This is a genomic window from Arcicella lustrica (assembly GCF_034930985.1).
Classification (GTDB): Bacteria; Bacteroidota; Bacteroidia; order Cytophagales; family Spirosomataceae; genus Arcicella; species Arcicella lustrica.
In genome coordinates this window covers 260,205-277,072 of record NZ_JAYGIM010000005.1, presented here as the reverse complement: position 1 = coordinate 277,072, position 16,868 = coordinate 260,205, and the positions used below count along the sequence as shown (strand labels likewise).

At 35.8% G+C, this 16,868-nt stretch carries 13 protein-coding genes; 5 read left to right on the top strand and 8 right to left on the bottom strand.

The genetic code is table 11. The annotated features are described in order from the left end of the window. Positions 1 to 366 precede the first annotated feature (366 nt). Complete coding sequence (locus VB798_RS07940) at positions 367 to 5,904, top strand: alpha-2-macroglobulin family protein (protein ID WP_323257703.1); 5,538 nt, start codon at positions 367 to 369, stop codon at positions 5,902 to 5,904. Positions 5,905 to 5,947: 43 nt separating this feature from the next. Here VB798_RS07940 and pnuC read toward each other — a convergent pair whose 3' ends face one another. The 6 genes from pnuC to VB798_RS07910 all read right to left on the bottom strand — a co-directional run bounded on the left by pnuC (position 5,948) and on the right by VB798_RS07910 (position 10,206). Next, positions 5,948 to 6,535: a nicotinamide riboside transporter PnuC gene (gene pnuC / locus VB798_RS07935; protein ID WP_323257701.1), complete on the bottom strand. Its 588-nt coding sequence runs from the start codon at positions 6,533 to 6,535 to the stop codon at positions 5,948 to 5,950. A gap of 86 nt (positions 6,536 to 6,621) precedes the next feature. Continuing rightward, entirely contained in the window at positions 6,622 to 7,299 is a 678-nt protein-coding gene (nth, locus tag VB798_RS07930; RefSeq protein ID WP_323257700.1) for an endonuclease III, read from the bottom strand. A 134-nt stretch (positions 7,300 to 7,433) separates the two neighbouring features. Beyond that, positions 7,434 to 8,279, bottom strand: coding sequence for a twin-arginine translocase subunit TatC (gene tatC, locus VB798_RS07925; protein ID WP_323257699.1), 846 nt, complete (start codon positions 8,277 to 8,279; stop codon positions 7,434 to 7,436). Between the two features lie 276 nt (positions 8,280 to 8,555). Next, positions 8,556 to 9,383, bottom strand: coding sequence for a mechanosensitive ion channel family protein (locus VB798_RS07920; RefSeq protein ID WP_323257697.1), 828 nt, complete (start codon positions 9,381 to 9,383; stop codon positions 8,556 to 8,558). 36 nt (positions 9,384 to 9,419) lie between these two features. Beyond that, complete coding sequence (locus VB798_RS07915; RefSeq protein ID WP_323257695.1) at positions 9,420 to 9,614, bottom strand: hypothetical protein; 195 nt, start codon at positions 9,612 to 9,614, stop codon at positions 9,420 to 9,422. Continuing rightward, positions 9,604 to 10,206, bottom strand: coding sequence for an RNA polymerase sigma factor (locus VB798_RS07910; protein ID WP_323257693.1), 603 nt, complete (start codon positions 10,204 to 10,206; stop codon positions 9,604 to 9,606). The genes VB798_RS07915 and VB798_RS07910 overlap by 11 nt, the downstream gene beginning before the upstream one ends. Before the next feature lie 261 nt (positions 10,207 to 10,467). On the opposite strand from VB798_RS07910, the gene VB798_RS07905 reads away from it, so the two are divergent. The 3 genes from VB798_RS07905 (at position 10,468) to sigZ (ending at position 14,023) form a co-directional block, all read left to right on the top strand. After that, positions 10,468 to 10,956 carry a DUF6438 domain-containing protein gene (locus VB798_RS07905; RefSeq protein WP_323257691.1) on the top strand — a complete coding sequence of 163 codons (489 nt, stop codon included), beginning with the start codon at positions 10,468 to 10,470 and terminating at the stop codon, positions 10,954 to 10,956. A 151-nt stretch (positions 10,957 to 11,107) separates the two neighbouring features. After that, positions 11,108 to 13,318 (top strand): polyphosphate kinase 1, encoded by a 2,211-nt coding sequence (ppk1, locus tag VB798_RS07900; RefSeq protein ID WP_323257689.1) that lies wholly within the window; start codon positions 11,108 to 11,110, stop codon positions 13,316 to 13,318. Between the two features lie 120 nt (positions 13,319 to 13,438). Continuing rightward, the gene (gene sigZ / locus VB798_RS07895) at positions 13,439 to 14,023 is read left to right on the top strand and encodes an RNA polymerase sigma factor SigZ (RefSeq protein WP_323257687.1); all 585 of its coding nucleotides are present in this window, start codon (positions 13,439 to 13,441) and stop codon (positions 14,021 to 14,023) included. Between the two features lie 13 nt (positions 14,024 to 14,036). Here the strand turns inward: sigZ and VB798_RS07890 are convergent, their stop codons facing one another. Further along, on the bottom strand, positions 14,037 to 14,330 hold the full coding sequence (locus tag VB798_RS07890) for a hypothetical protein (protein ID WP_323257685.1): 294 nt from the start codon (positions 14,328 to 14,330) through the stop codon (positions 14,037 to 14,039). A gap of 140 nt (positions 14,331 to 14,470) precedes the next feature. Between VB798_RS07890 and VB798_RS07885 the strand changes: the two genes are divergently transcribed. Next, complete coding sequence (locus VB798_RS07885; RefSeq protein ID WP_323257683.1) at positions 14,471 to 15,364, top strand: arsenite methyltransferase; 894 nt, start codon at positions 14,471 to 14,473, stop codon at positions 15,362 to 15,364. A gap of 52 nt (positions 15,365 to 15,416) precedes the next feature. Here the strand turns inward: VB798_RS07885 and VB798_RS07880 are convergent, their stop codons facing one another. Continuing rightward, the gene (locus VB798_RS07880) at positions 15,417 to 16,736 is read right to left on the bottom strand and encodes a Gfo/Idh/MocA family protein (RefSeq protein ID WP_323257681.1); all 1,320 of its coding nucleotides are present in this window, start codon (positions 16,734 to 16,736) and stop codon (positions 15,417 to 15,419) included. Positions 16,737 to 16,868 lie beyond the last annotated feature (132 nt).

Genomic DNA, 16,868 nt, shown 5'->3' with positions numbered 1-16,868 from the left:
ACATCCTTGCAGAATTAATGATTACATTTGATGATAGAATTTCACAAGTTGATTTATTGAGTTAGGGGGCTAGCCCCCTAACTCAATAAATCAAATGACACAGTTCTGTGAACACTCCCATATTGAATTTCCTATAATTATTCCGTCAATTGTTTCGTTCCAATAAATAATGAAAGAAATGCCAATTAAAAACCTTCTTTCAAAATTTTAATTGGCTTTCTACCTTCAATTTACCGTTTACTAATTTTACATAAAGATTTATGCCTAAAAAATTGAAAATCAATTAAACTTTTCTGAACTTCTCAGCAGATTTTTACAAACCCATTTAATTCTGTTTTTCGATTTGCTAAATCGACTCAAAGCTCTATGAAAACCTCTTTTTTTAGCCCAAAATCGGGTATCTACTTCCTGCTCATTTCTTTCTTTTTCTTGTTTTCTTGTTCAAAATTTGGAGATGTTTCTATCCGAAATATGAATTTTGAAGATGAGGTACAGCCTACGCAAAACCTTGTGTTTACTTTCAGTAAGGATTTGGTGAAAGAAGCTGATTTGAATACTTGGTCGTCGGAACCGTTGATTGAATTTTCGCCCAAAGTAGAAGGTAAATTTAAGTGGACTGCCACCAACGAATTGGTGTTTTCGCCAGCTGTTGGTTTTGAACCTGCTACCGATTACTCGGCAACAGTCTTGAAAACTATTCTGGCAAAAGCTGAAAAAGATTTGGGTTTGGATGTCGATAAAATCAAGTTTCATACGCCTTATTTGAAAGTAGAAAATATAGAATCTTTCTGGACAAAATCAAGAGAGGACGGACAGGCTACAGCGATGTTGAAAGTGAATTTCAATTATCCTGTCAATCCACAAGAATTGGCAAAAGTATTGGTTTTGACGGATGAAGACGGCAAGCAACAAGAGTTTCAAATCACACAATCGGGTGCTTTGGCGAATGTGTTGGTGAAGCTGAAAAATCAAAGTAATGCCAGTGGAAAGTCGTTTAAAGTAACGATTGAAAAAGGGCTTTCGATGCCTAATTCTAACTTTGAAACACCAGAAGAATTAAGCTTAGAAACTACTTTGCCCGATATAAAAACGTTAGAAATTATTGATATTCAGCATGGTTTCGAGAGTAATCAAGGTTATATAAAAGTAATTACCAACCAAAGTGTGCCGACTGAGTTTTTACAAAATATGTATGCTATTGAAGCCGATGGAGGAACAAAACAGCAAGAAGCAGTAGAAGAAGCGGTGATAGAATACGATTCTACGGGAAATCCTATCGAGAAAAATATTGAAGTAAAAATACCTGAAAAGACGAACCTGACAATGAATACCAAAGTCGAAACGATAGACAATGGTTTTATTATTCGTGGAGATTTTAATGAAAGTGATAATTATATTCTAACGATTAATAAAAACATCAAAGGTGTAATGGGCGCAACTTTGTCAGAAGATTATATCAAAGATTTATACTTCGGACAAATGCCTGCTTCTATTGGTTTTGTGAATAAGAAAGCCATTTACTTATCGTCAAAAGGGAATAAAAATATTGCCGTAAATATCGTTAATACACCCAAAGTGAATGTAAGAATTGCGAAGGTTTATGAAAATAACATTTTGCATTTTATGAAGAATGGGCGGTATCAGGATTATAACGACTACAATGAAGAAACGGGCGAATACAAAGCAGGTTCGTTTATGTATGACACCGATGAATCGGGGCAATATTCGGATGTGATTGTTAATAAAACGGTTGAGACTTCTAACCTGAGCAAAGTAAAAGGTGTGCGTGCCTTGAATTTATCTTTGCCAGAACAGAATAATATCAAAGGTATTTACTTAGTCAGTTTGAATTCAAGTGACGAATATTACAACAGTGCCACCAAATTGGTGAGTATTTCAGACATTGGTTTAATCATGAAAACTTCTGAAAACGAAGTAGTCGTTTTTGCTAATTCTATCAAAACGGCTGACCCCATGCGTGATGTAGAAATCCGTTTGGTTTCAAGTAATAATCAAACCATTCAAACTGCCAAAACAGATTCAAAAGGCATTGTTACTTTCAAAGATTTAAAAGCTTCTGGCTTTAAAGTAGCGATGATTTCTGCCCATACTGCCGACGATTTCAATTACTTATTGATGGATGGTTCTCAAGTAGAAACCTCTCGTTTTGATGTAGAAGGCAAACGTGATAATACTTCTGGTTTTGAGGCCTTTTTGTATGGCGACCGTGATATTTATCGTCCTGGCGAAACTATTAATATGAATACCGTTATTCGCAAGCAAAACTGGGAATCGGTTGGAGAAATTCCTGTGAAAATTCGTCTTTTGTTACCTAACGGACGAGAATTCAAAACCTTTAGAAAAGAAACTAATCCACAAGGAGCTGTCGCTTTATCAATTCCAACAAGTACTTCTTCGATTACTGGTACTTACGTTCTTGAAGTACTGAACGCCAACGATGTTTTGTTGGCTTCCAGAAATATTGCGATTGAAGAATTTATGCCTGATAGAATTAAGGTTGATGTAAAAGCCAACAAAGAGTTTTATCGCAATGGCGAAACCATTCAAATTGGAGCTACAGCACAGAATTTATTTGGACCACCTGCTTCAAATAGAAATTACGAAATGGAAATTGAGCTGAAAAGAAAACGTTTTGAAGCCAAGGCATTTAAAAACTATATTTTTGATATTCAAGACAATACGAATTTTGAAGCCATTCAAAGGGAAGGTGTAACCGATGCCAATGGTATGGCAAAAGAAAACTTCCTAATTCCTGCTACTTATAGCAACATGGGTGTGTTGGAAGCTAAAACTTTTGTAACAGTTTTTGATGAAACGGGTCGTCCAGTAAACAGACTCAAAAAGGTTGATGTTTTTACACAACCAGTATTTTATGGTATCGGAATGCCCGATACTTATATCAGTACCAATGTACCCGTACAAATTCCTTTGGTAGCTTTGAATAAGGATGGGAAACTTGCAAATGCAAATGGTAAAGTAGAAATTGTTCGTTTTGAATACCAAACTGTTATTCAGAAAAATCCGAATAATACCTTAAAATATTCTTCTAAAAAACAGACGAAAGTTGTCTATTCAAGGGCTTTATCTTTTGAAAATGGTAAAACTTCTGTGGCTTATGCTCCGCCAGTTTCAGGTGAATACGAAGTAAGAGTACATAGCGAAGGTGCAAAATCTTGGACGGCACAAAGTTTTTATGCTTATGGTTTTGGCAGTACTCAAAACAGTTCTTTTGAAGTAAACAACGAAGGGCAAGTAGAAATGGAATTTGATAAAGAAAAGTACAATGTAGGCGACAAAGCCAAAGTACTCTTCAAAACGCCTTTTGCTGGAAAATTGATTGTTACGATTGAAAGAAATCACGTGTTAGAAAATTTTGTGATTGAAACCGACAAAAAATCGGCAGAGTTGAGTTTCCCAATTCGGAAAGAACATTTGCCAAATGTGTATGTTTCGGCAACGTTGATTCGTCCTTTGGATAATGCCAATTTACCGCTGACTGTAGCACATGGTTATGCGCCAGTCATGGTAGAAGAACTTGATAATCAATTACCGATTGAAATTGTGGCGGTTGAAAAATCTCGTTCAAAAACCAAACAAAAAATAACCATTAAAACCAAAGCTAATACAGAAGTAACGATTGCGGTAGTGGACGAAGGAATTTTGCAATTGAAGAATTTCAAAACGCCCGACCCTTACAAGCATTTTTATCAAAAACAGGCTTTAGAAGTAAACAGCTTTGATTTATATCCTTTCCTTTTTCCAGAATTATCTATTTCGGGAAGCTCGTCGGTAGGTGGCGATGGTTATGATTTGGAAAAAAGAGTCAATCCATTAATCAACGGCAGAGTAAAATTAGTAGCGATTTGGTCGGGCATTGTGAAAACTGGTTTTGGCGGAGAAACTACTTTTGAAGTCGATATTCCACAGTTTTCTGGCGATTTACGCATCATGGCAGTTGGCTACAAAGACGAAGCATTTGGCTCGGCTACCAAAAACATGAAAGTTGCCGACCCATTGGTAGTAAGTACGGCTTTGCCAAGATTTGTTTCGCCTAATGATGAAATACAAGTACCCGTAAATATCACCAATACTACCAAACAAAATGCTTCGGTTATTGCCAATATTACTTTATCGGGCGGACTGATGGTTACGGGACAAAGAACGCAAAATTTGGTTATTCCAGCAGAAAAAGAAGGTAGAACTTATTTTTCCGTAAAAGCAGGAGCGATGACGGGCAATGCCGTAGTAAACGTTACGGTGAATGGTTTGAAAGAAAAGTTTACTGAAAAAATAGATTTAACCATTCGTCCAAGTACTTCTTTGATGAAAACGGCTGTTGCTGGACAAGTAAATGGTGGCGGAACAGCTACGGTAAATTTGGTGCATGATTATTTACCCAATAGTATCAGTTCAGAAATTACGTTGAGTAAATCGCCAATGGTGCAGTTTACCAATCAGTTCCAAAGTTTGTTAGATTATCCTTATGGTTGCGTAGAACAAACTACGGCTTCGGCTTTTCCACAATTGTACTTTGCCGATTTAGTAAAACAAATTCAGTCGGGCAAAAAGCCTTATATGAAAACGGGTGATAATCAGTTGAATCCACGCTTTAATGTAGAAACTGCCATTCGCAAATTAGAAACGATGCAATTGCCAAGCGGAGGAATGTCCTACTGGCAAGGTGGCGAGCGTGAATCTTGGTGGGGTTCTGCTTTTGCCACGCACTTTTTGTTGGAAGCTCAGAAGAATGATTTTGAAGTAAATAATACTACTTTGGGCAAATTGATTGAATACCTCAGCAATCAATCAAACACGAAAAAGACCGAATATGAATATTATTATCAAGGAAGTGGCTTTACGACCAAAGTAATTGCAAGCCGAGAGACCATTTATAGTTTGTACGTTTTGGCTTTAGCTGGCAAACCCAACCGTTCGGTAATGAATTATTATAAAGCCAATCCGAATATTTTAACAACTGATGAAAAGTATTTATTAGCGGCCGCTTATAGTTTGATTGGTGATGTAAGAAGTTACTCAGCCATTTTACCGAAAAATTATGCTTTTGAACAAACCGAAAAGCAATCTGGCGGAAGTTTCAGCTCGCCGATTAGAAATCAGGCTTTGGTATTGAATACTTTAATTGATACCGACCCGAATAATATTCAGATTCCTACTTTGGCAAGACAACTTTCCACAGTACTCAAACAAGAACGTTGGCTAACTACGCAAGAGCAATCTTTTGCCTTTTTAGCTTTGGGTAAATTGGCGAAAAAAGCCAACGCAAGTAACATTACGGCTTCGCTGACTACGAATGGAAAAGTGGTTGGTAATTTTACCACAAAAGATTTATTGGTCAAAAATATCGGTACTCAGTCGCAGATTCGCACACAAGGAAAAGGGAGTTTATATTACTTCGCTCAGGCAGAAGGTTTGAGTGCTTCGGGCAAATACGAAGAAACGGACAATATTTTGAGAGTGCGTAAGCAATTCTATACTCGTTCAGGACAACCTTTGGGCGAAGCTAAATTCAAACAAAATCAATTGATTGTGGTAAAAATTACTTTATCCATATCGAATGGTTTGAATGTGGATAACGTGGTTGTGACAGATATGCTTCCAGCAGGTTTGGAAATTGAAAACCCAAGATTGAATGCTGACAGAGATTTAGTGTGGATAAAAGACCAAAGTACGCCAGAGTATTTTGATATTAGAGACGATAGAATCAATTTCTTCACCAATGTTTCCGACAAAACTCAAACGTTCTATTATTTGGTAAGAGCTGTTTCAAAAGGTAAATTCCAAATGGGACCAGTTTCGGCAGATGCGATGTATCGTGGAGAGTACAGAAGTTATTCAGGTGGAGGTGTTGTTGTGGTGGAATAGAGTGAAAGCATTGAGATTTCGGATATTCTTCCGAAATCTCAAATCACAAATCCAACATTAACCCTTGGCTTTTCTTCCAGTCTTGATAACCTTTCATTGCCAAAACTAATAAAAGTAAATACAATAGACTTGTTCCGTAAAGCCCTTTGTATAAGTACATTCCTGTATAAAAAAAGTCTGCGCCAATCCACAAAATCCAGTTTTCGAGGTATTTTCTTGCCATCATCCATTGGGCAATTAAACTGATTGCCGTCAGTGCTGAATCTACATAAGGCAAACTAGCATCCGAGTATTTACTGTGCATATAGCCAGAAGCCAATGTGAAAGCTAAAAAAATCACAGAACAGGCAACCCAAAATTTAGTAGGCATTGCTGTCACGGGCAATTCTGTTCTTTCTTTACCTCCAAAAAGCCATTGATACCAACCATAAATACTTAAAATGATAAACACAACTTGCAATTCCATATCCGAATACAATTTGAATTGCCAGTAAATCACGCCATAAACTCCAGAAGAAACAATTGCCCAAAACCAGCCCCAAATATTTTGGCGAGTATTCAACCACACACAAATTAATGTTGTGAGTATCCCTAAGCCTTCTAACCAGTTTTGTTGGATGTATTCTTGCATGATTATCTAATTTGAAAATGTGAGAATTTGAAGATTTGAAAATGTTTTATGATTGATAAAAATAAAAAAAGCTCATAACTCAAGGCTTAAAGCTTTTCCTTCCTCTTTTCTTTCATCACCTTCTTTTCAAGTGCTTCGTAGTATTTACAAAGATGCTTCAACGCACATTCTCCACATTTTGGACTTCTTGCTACGCAAATATATCGTCCATGAAGAATTAACCAGTGATGTGCCACAGGTACTGATGCTTCTGGAATATATTTAATCAATTCCTTTTCAACCGCTAAAGGAGTAGTTGCTGTTTTGGCGACTAAACCAATCCTGTGAGATACTCTAAAAACGTGTGTATCCACCGCCATTGCGGGCTGATTATAAATCACCGAAACAATTACATTTGCAGTTTTACGACCAACACCCGGCAAAGTTTGCAATTCTTCAATAGTGCTTGGTACTTCTGAATGATATACTGAAACCAAACGTTGTGCCATGCCAATTAGGTGTTTGGCTTTATTGTTAGGATAAGAAATCGAGCGGATATAATGAAACACCTCATCAAACTCAGCTTTTGAGAGTGATGAGGCATCGGGGAAACGTTCAAATAAAGCTGGTGTTACCATGTTCACACGCTTATCAGTACATTGTGCTGATAAGGATACCGCTACCAATAATTCATAAGGCGTGCGATAATGCAATTCCGTTTCTGCAATCGGGAAGTTTTCGGTGAAATAAGCAATTAGCTTTTGATAACGTTCTTTCTTGAGCATGGTATGGGTATAATTTAAAAGAAGCCTTCGATTTAGGCAAAGGCTTCTTTTAAGAATATTAAATTTTATGTTGAAGAATATTTAAGTTTTAGGCTATCAAAAAACTTATCAACTCATAATCTCATAGACTTCACTTACAACATTTCTGCTTCACGCTGGCGGTTTACTCTTGCCGAAACTAGAATACTTACTTCATATAAACCCAATAATGGAATAGTGACCAATAATTGAGAAATCATATCTGGAGAAGGTGTAATAACTGCGGCAACAATCAAAATCACAACAACTGCATGACGACGATATTCTCGCATAAATGATGGCGTAAGTACTCCAACTCGTGAAAGTACATAAGTAATCATTGGTAATTGGAAGGTTAGTCCGCAAGCCAAAGTCATCATCGAAAGTAATGAAATATAATCACTAATATCGAATTGGTTTTGGATAGATTCGTCTAATTTAAAGCTTGCCAAAAAGTTGATTGCCATTGGCGAAACTACAAAATAACCAAATGAAACACCCATGAAGAAAAGTAATGAAACCCAGAAAACTGCTCCACGAGCCGCCTTTGCTTCTGTAAGTTTTAAGCCTGGTTTTACAAAGCGCCAAATTTCCCAGAAAAAATAAGGGAAAGAAAACAACAAACCTACAAGGATTGATTGCGTAAGCGCCATCATAAACTGACCTGATACTTCTCTACTTTGTAAAATAAAATTCGCTTGTGTAAAACACAATCCCTCTACGCCCGTAGCATCTGCTAGTTTACAAAGCATTCTGTTCGTCCAAAATTCAGATTTTGAAGGCCCCATAATTACTTTTCCAAAGATTTCTTTTTGGAAAATCCATGCGATAATTGTAAATATCAAAATAGAGGCTACCGAACGTAAGATATGCCAGCGGAGTTCTTCGAGGTGGTCAAGGAAGGTCATTTCTTCACCTTCTGTTTCGTCTAATTCTTTGTCAGATTCTTGGTCTAAAGCCATTTGTTGAATATTAATTTGCTATTTTAGGGTAAGGATTTCTCTTAAAATTTCCTTTTTACTTGCCTTGAAAAAACCATTGCTTAACTACAAAGAAGCAATGGTATAATTGTTCTGATGCAAAAGTACATCAAAAACACAAAAAAACTTGATTACCTGTGTGATTGTATGTTTAATTATAGGGTTTATGTGAAGATACGAGCATATTTGAGGCATAAAAAAATCTCCAAATATTCAATAATGAAGCATTGGAGATTTTTCAGTATGGAAAGAATTCTATCAAATATTGTTTACTGTAATGATTTCTATTTTCTGATTTTGTAAAATACTTAAAGGAAAAACGGTATTGCTTTCGCCTGTTTTTAAGGTAATAGAAGTGGTATCAATCGTAATGATTTCGCCTTTTACACCATCCAACACTACAATTTGTCCTTCTTTGAATTTGTTTTTACTATAGAAATTTGAAAGAATATTAGCTAAAACATCTTTCGATGCCATGCCATAACCTACCGCAAACGCTAAAATAATTCCACCAATAATCAGATTAAAGCTAGATTCTAGCAAACTCGTTTCAATACCAGCCTGCTTCAAAGCCGCAATCAGGGCGATAATCAAAAAGAAAAAGAAAACAATGTTTCCCAATAATTTCCCTGAATCTATTTTCAAGGATTTACAAATATTAATGACCGAATTCTTGAGTGCATCGGCAATCATTACTCCAGCTAAAAGCATCAATGCCGAAGCAATTAATTTAGGAATTAAATTGACCAACGACGTTACCATGTCTGTCAGTACTTTCATGCCTAGCGTTTCGGTTGCTGCTGTTACAAATACCAGCATAATAAAGTAATAAAGCGTTTTTGAGGCCAGCTTACTTAGCTTAATTGAACCAAAACGCTGAATAATTTCGATGGTATTCAGCTTGTCGCCAAGTTTATCAAATCCAGTTTTTTCAAGACCTTTCTGTAAAATATTCGTTACTATTTTGGCGATAATAATACCAATAATTAACAAAACGATTGCTCCAAGGACTTTAGGAGTAAATAAAAATAGCTGCTCTAAAAGCTTTTGAAAAGTTTGAAAAAGTATCTCTTGAATATTAGGCATAATGGTAATTGTTTTCTGAAATGAATAAAAAGAAAATCAAACGTTGGGATTTTTTTCTTTGATGTGTATATCTTCTATTGATTTGCTAAAAGTGTTGATGAAATTGCCTACAAATAATTCTACCAAAACAGCAGTATTTCTGATGGTTTCGATTTCTGCTATCAGAGCAGACTTTACGTGAGCAGGTATTTTTTTTTCGGTGTCGATATTTTTAAATGAATTATTGTTCATGATTAAAAAAAACATGGATGGCTTTTGTGATAATCACTCCCCAGAAAAATAAACTTTCTAAGTATGCCTTTTTGAGTTTGTCTTTCGCTCTGAGCAAACGCATTTTAACAGCACTTTCAGAAATATCTAAATTGCCAGAAATTTCTTTGATACTCATTTCATCTTGATACTTCATCATCAAAATGGTTTTGTCTTCAGGAACAATTTGCTGTAAAGCTTTGCGAAGTCTATTGGCTTCCATTTCTGCTAATTCAGTTTCATCATCATCTTCAACTACATCAAAATGTTCTTCAATAGGGTTTTCAGCAAACCTTTTCGTGATTCTTGTTTGGTCAATACAGTAATTATAAGTAATAGCATACAGCCAAGTAGAAAACTTGGCGGTTTCCTTGAATGAAGCAATATTCAGCACAAGTTTCATGAAAATATCATGAGTATAATCTTCAGCTTTAGCTTCGTCTTTGACGAACGATAAGCATTTGCGATAAATTTTATCAGCATAACGGTCGTAAAGTTGTTCAAAATAGAGATTACTTTGATTGTCGATGTACAGGGAAACTAATTGCTCGTCACTTAAATTTTTAAGATTCATTGATAGGTAATGCTAAATTCTCAACATGAATTCTTAACCGTTTTTGATTTTCCGTCAATTCGGTTAAACAACTATACTTTCAGAGGGAATTTTGGTGGGCAGTGACGCTGTGTGTTTTGGAATACGAAAATAACAAAAAATATTTTAATCCTATTATATATTAAATAGCGAAAAGCCTTAAATTAGCTAAATCGCAAGGTTTTATATAATATTTTTAATAGAAGGAGCGTTCAAATTTATACATCATAATTTTTTGAAACGATGAAAAACTTCAGTTTTTTTTGCCTAACTATCTTGCTTTTAGGAGCTTGTAAGAATACCCGAAAACTTGCAAATGCCAATTCGGAGCAAACTGCAAAAAATGCGGAAAACCTTGCCAAAACTATTTTTACTTTAGAGAAAACAGCTTGTTACGGTACTTGTCCCGTATATAAGTTGAATGTCTTTGAAAACGATAGTTTAGTTTTTGAAGGCGAGAGGTTTGTTGGAACAATAGGTTTACATACTAAAAAACTGAAGAAAGGAACAGTGGCGCAACTCAAGAAAACATTCAGAGAAGCTAATTTTTTCAACTTCAAAAGTAGTTATGAAGCCCATATTAGCGATTTACCTACTACGATTATCGCTTTCAACGATGAGTCGAAAAAATTAAAGATTACAGACTATCACGGTAGTCCTGAAACACTAAAAAACCTAGAACAATTACTCGCTAATTTGGTAGCTGATGAAGTACAAATCAAAAAAGAGTGAGTTTGAAAATTTAATGATTTTATAATAGAGGATATATTCTGATTAGATTTAACTTTGTTGAGACATGAGTGGAATGATTCCCAAATACAAAAAACGCAGTAGAGTAAAGGATTCTCTTGTGGGGAATCTTTTTTCCTTTCTTAATAATTTTATGAATACAAAGCAAACGCCAGATGAGAAACGTCGTCTTGAAAAAGTCATTAACAAATCGTATGACGTCATTGAAAAGTCTGACTATATCAGCCGTGATTTAAGTTGGTTAAAATTTGATGAAAGAGTACTTGACCAAGCAAGAGACGTTCGCAGAAATATTTTCGATAGATTAAAGTTTTTAGCCATTACAGCATCAAACCTTGATGAGTTTTTTACCATCCGTGTAGGTTCTTTGTACAACTACATCGACTACGGTAAAGAACGTACAGATTACTCAGGTTTGAGAGAATTGCCTTTCAAAAAGACTTTGATGGCTGCCACACAATCTTTTGTGACCGAAACACAAAGATTGTATAAAGAAGATTTATTCCCAGAATTTTTAGGAAATGGCTTTAGAGTAATCGGCTTGAACGACCTCAATCATGAGGAAATGGAACAAGTACTTGATTATTTCAATCGTACCATTTACCCAATGCTTACGCCTATGGTTTTCGACCATACGCATACTTTCCCGAGTTTATTGGGCAAAACCTTGATTTTTGGGGTTGTCACCAAAAGCGAAGGCGAACGTACTGAAAGTAACATCAACGAAAGTAGAAAAATTAGTTTTGTACAAATTCCACAAAACTTAAAACGCTTTTATGTGGTAGAACGTGAAGACGAAATCATGTTTTTACCCATCGAAGAAATCATTCGTCATGAAATCTGGAAACTCTATAAAAATGTAGAAATTGAATCTGTCGCTTTATTCAGAATTACCAGAAATGGCGATTTTGATTTGGTAGAGCATGAAGATTCTGAAACAGATTTCATTGACGAAATCAAGAAGAAAATCAAAGACCGTCGTTTGGGAAGAGTAACCCGAATAGAAATGGAAGGTGGTTGTTCGGAATGGATGTTACAGATGATGTTGAAGCGTTGGAAGCTTGAAAAAAACGATATTTTTTTCAGCGATACGTTGATTGATTTTACAGCATTCTGGCAAATTATCAAACATGCAGAATTAAAATCAAAACAAGTTGCCCAAAGAGCATCAGTGCCAGCCTTGGGTCAGCTAACACAAAAACCAGAAAATATTTTTGAAACGATGAAACAAGGAGATATACTCCTGCATCATCCTTACAACAATTTTGAACCAGTACTCCAATTGCTTGAACAAGCAGCTGAAGACCCACAAGTATTGGCGATTAAAATTACACTTTATAGAATTTCAAAACATTCACGCATTGCAGAAGCCCTTTTACATGCAGCTGAAAACGGTAAACACGTTTCGGTATTGTTTGAAGTGAAAGCACGTTTCGATGAAGAAAATAATATTCGTGAAGCACTTCGTTTACAGAAAGCTGGCTGTTTTGTGATTTATGGAATTCCGGGATTGAAAACTCATACAAAACTCCTTCAAGTAATTAGAAATGAAGGAGATATGGTGAAAAGCTACGCTCATTTATCTTCTGGAAATTATAATGAAGATACTGCTAAACTTTATACTGATATTGGTTTGCTTACGACAGATGAAGTATTGACAAGAGATATTTCTGAGTTTTTCAACGTAATTACTGGACATTCCCAACCGCATTCATATCAAAGATTGATTACCGCTCCACGTGATATGCGTAAGAGTTTGGTAAAAATGATTCAGCACGAAGCAGATAATGCCAGAGCTGGTTTACCAAGTGGGATTTGTTTTAAAATCAATTCGCTACAAGATAAAATCACGATTGATGAATTATACAAAGCTTCACAAGCAGGTGTAAAAATTCAATTGATTGTTCGAGGAATCTGTTGTTTGCGTCCGCAAAGAAAAGGTTTATCTGAAAATATTACAGTACGTTCTATCGTCGGAGATTTCTTGGAACATACTCGTATTTATTATTTCCATAACAATGGCGATCCTAAAGTTTATGGCGGTTCTGCCGATGTAATGGTAAGAAGTTTTGACCGTAGAATTGAATCGCTTTTTGAAATTTATGGCACACAAGTTAAACAACAAGCCATTCATATTTTAGATTGGAATTTGAAAGACAATGTCAATGCTTATACCATGCAGGAAGATGGTTCTTTTATACAATGTGCTTCGCCTGCTGAATGTGGAGATGAAACATTTAATATTCATAAGAAATTCTTTGAAGTAAATGCCACAGAAGTAATGGAAGCCAGATTATTTCAGGAAGAAGAAATGATTGAGGAAGCATTAGGCACTGAAGTTTAAAAGATTTAATCTTCAGAAGTTGAGATGCCCAATAAGTAAAAAAAGGCGAACGTTTGCTAAATGTTCGCCTTTTTTGCGTCCTTTACAATAAAAAGGCGTCTTTCAGAAAAACTTCGTTTTATGAATGCAATATCCACATCCAAAGCCATAAAATTTAATCAGATTTGGTTAGACTTCAGTAAACCTGTCAAAGAGTTTATTCGGAATCAAACACATAATGCTGAGGTGACCGACGACCTTCTGCAAGAAGTATTTATAAAGATTCATCAACATTTACATGAATTGCGTGAAGAAGAACGCCTAGCTGGATGGGTTTTTCAGATTGCCAGAAATACAGTTTTAAATTACTTTCGTTCAAAGAAAAGAGCACTTGAGCAAGAAGATACTGTCTATCAAAACAATTTAGAACAAACATATTTTAGCGAAAATGAACTGAACACGATGGTAGCCCAATGGCTTGAACATTTTAGACAAGACCTTGATCCAAAGTACGAAGAGGCACTTCGTTTAGTAGATATTGAAGGATTATCGCAAGTACAATTAGCTGAAAAATTAGGGATTTCAGTTTCAGGAGCAAAATCAAGAGTGCAACGTGGCAGAGAGCAATTGAAACAAAAGCTCATGGATTGCTGTCCCGTAAAAGTAGATGCTTACGGAAACATTATAGAAATACGAAACAAAAAAGGAGAATGTCTTTGTGCTTAACTTTCGACGAAAATTAATTCAAAGAAGCTTCATAAAATGGTTTTAAAAGTCTGGAAGTTTTAGAAGAAAGAATACGATACTGCTCCATTTTTACATGTGAAGGCGTTTTTTCTAACTTTCTAATCACGAATTTTAAAGGTGTTTCTCTTGAAACAAAAACCAGAGAAATAAGCCAGTCTTGCGTTTGTGATTCTACCAAATAGCCAACTAAAGAATCGCCAAGCCATTTTTCCTCTAATAATTGTAAATCGTTGCCAGCTCCCTGAGAGTTTTCCTGAAAATCGTAATCGAAATGAAAAATATCCATAGTATTATATTTTATTATTTCAAGAATTTTTATAAATATAACGATAGTGTTGAGCTTTTGTTATTTTTTCAAAAGAAATATTTAAAAACCTGCGTCCATTTTTAAGATTCGGGTTCTTTCATATAAAAAACAAGATTATTATGAAAACGCAAGAAGAAAATTTAAAAGACATTGTTAAAGAAAAATATGGGGAAATCGCCCTTCAATCAGCCGAATATAATGCCTCAACTTGTTGTGGTGCTGGACCTTCTGGTACTTATACCATCATGTCTGAAAGCTACGAACATTTAAAAGGTTATAACCCTGATGCAGATTTGAGTTTAGGTTGTGGATTGCCAACAGCTTTCGCAAATATTCAAGCAGGCGATACTGTTATTGATTTAGGTTCTGGTGCAGGAAATGACTGTTTTATCGCTCGTGCTGAAACAGGAGTAACAGGTAAAGTAATCGGGATTGATTTTACAAAAGCCATGATTGATAAAGCCAGAAGAAATGCTGAAAAATTAGGTTATAATAATGTAGAATTCAGAGAAGGCGATATTGAAAATATGCCAGTTAATGATAATGTAGCCGATGTAATTGTAAGTAATTGTGTGCTGAATTTAGTACCCAACAAAAGAAATGTTATTCAAGATATTTTTAGAGTATTGAAACCAAGCGGACATTTTAGTATTTCGGATATTGTTTTAGAAGGCGAATTGCCAGAAGGGCTAAAAGCCGCTGCAGAAATGTACGCAGGCTGTGTGTCGGGAGCGATTCAAAAATCTGAATACCTTCAATTGATTAAAGAAGCTGGTTTCGAAAACATCACCGTTCAGAAAGAAAAACCAATATTTTTACCCGACAATATTTTGATGGAATATCTTTCTATTGATGCTTTAAAAGCCTTTTTAGCATCTGGAACTGGGATTTATAGCGTAACAGTTTATGCTGAAAAACCAACCACTGATGGCGTGAAGAAAGAGAAAGTAAAAATCAATTTAGCTGATTTAGCCAATGCGTCTTGTTGCACACCGGGAAGTGGTTGTTGTTAAGCATTAGCAATAAAAAAGCAGTCCGATTTAATTTCGGACTGCTTTTGGTTTTTTATGAAAAATACTTGGTTTTTCCCGGAGTTGCTACTGGATAATTTCCGTAGGCATCTGGTTTAAGAGGCATATCTGCGTCCCAGGCAAAGGTTTTTGGCATAATATCAATGCCCGAATTGATGGCTTTGTCCCATTCAATTACTTGTCCTGAGTAGGTTGCCATTCTTCCCAAAATAGAAGTCATCGTTGACTTTGCACCATTTTCTGCATCAGCAAATTTATATTCACCTTTAGCGATGGCTGCAAATAATTCATCATGTTCGGTTTGGTAAGGCTGATTTTCTTTCGTCTTTTTATCAAAAGAGAACAAAGGCTTTCCTTTGTGGTCGGTGATTTTGGCAGCATCAAACTGGATTTTCCCTTTTGTTCCAACCGCTAATTCATCTACTTTAGCCCAAGTACCTTTAATGTGTCGGCATTGAGAATTCATAATCGTTCCATCGGCATATTCAAATTCTACAATATGGTGGTCAAAAATCTCTCCTGTATCTTTTCCTTTTCTTACTTCACGTCCGCCAGTGCCTCTTGCTTTTACAGGATAGCCATTTTTCGCCCAGTTGATTACGTCGATATTATGAATATGTTGTTCTGTAATATGGTCGCCACAAAGCCAGTTAAAATAATACCAGTTGCGCATTTGGTACTCCATTTCAGTTTGTCCAGCCACTCTTGGTTTAGTCCAAACGCCATCATTATTCCACCAAACAGAAGCCGAAACGATGTCGCCAATCATCCCATCTTGATAACGTTTCATTAATTCACGATATGAATTTTGGTAACGTCTTTGCAAACCAACCACAACATTTAGTTTTTTAGCTTTTGCCTTTTCGGCAGCGGCTAATACTCTTTGAATTCCAGCGGGGTCGGTTGCCACAGGTTTTTCCATGAAAATGTGCTTGCCTGCATTTACTACTGCTTCAAAATGAATTGGTCGAAAACCTGGAGGAGTAGTCAGAATCACTACATCTGCCATAGGAATCGCTTTTTGATAAGCATCAAAACCAGTAAATTTATGGTCGGCTGGTACATCAATTTTAGCCTTTAAATGAGCAAAATCATCGCTAGTGATTTGCTCGAAGCAACCATCTAAACGGTCTTTGAAAGCATCAGCCATCGCTACTAATTTCACATTTTGCTTAGTGCTTAATGCCTGAATAATTGCTCCTGTTCCTCTACCTCCACAGCCAATTAAAGCTACTTTGATAGTATCATCAGAATTACTGTTGAAAAAAGAAGCCTCCGATAAAAACGGAGTAGTAAGTATTCCACCTGTGATGATAGAAGTACTTTTGACGAAATCTCTTCTGTTAAAGTTCATAGTTGTTTAGTTAATTGTTTATTTTGGGTAAGCTGTGAGCTATGAGCCTTGAGCTACGAGCTGTGAGTTTTTAAATTTATATTCATAAAAAAAGAAAGAAGCTCAAAGCTCATTTCTCATAGCTTATTACTC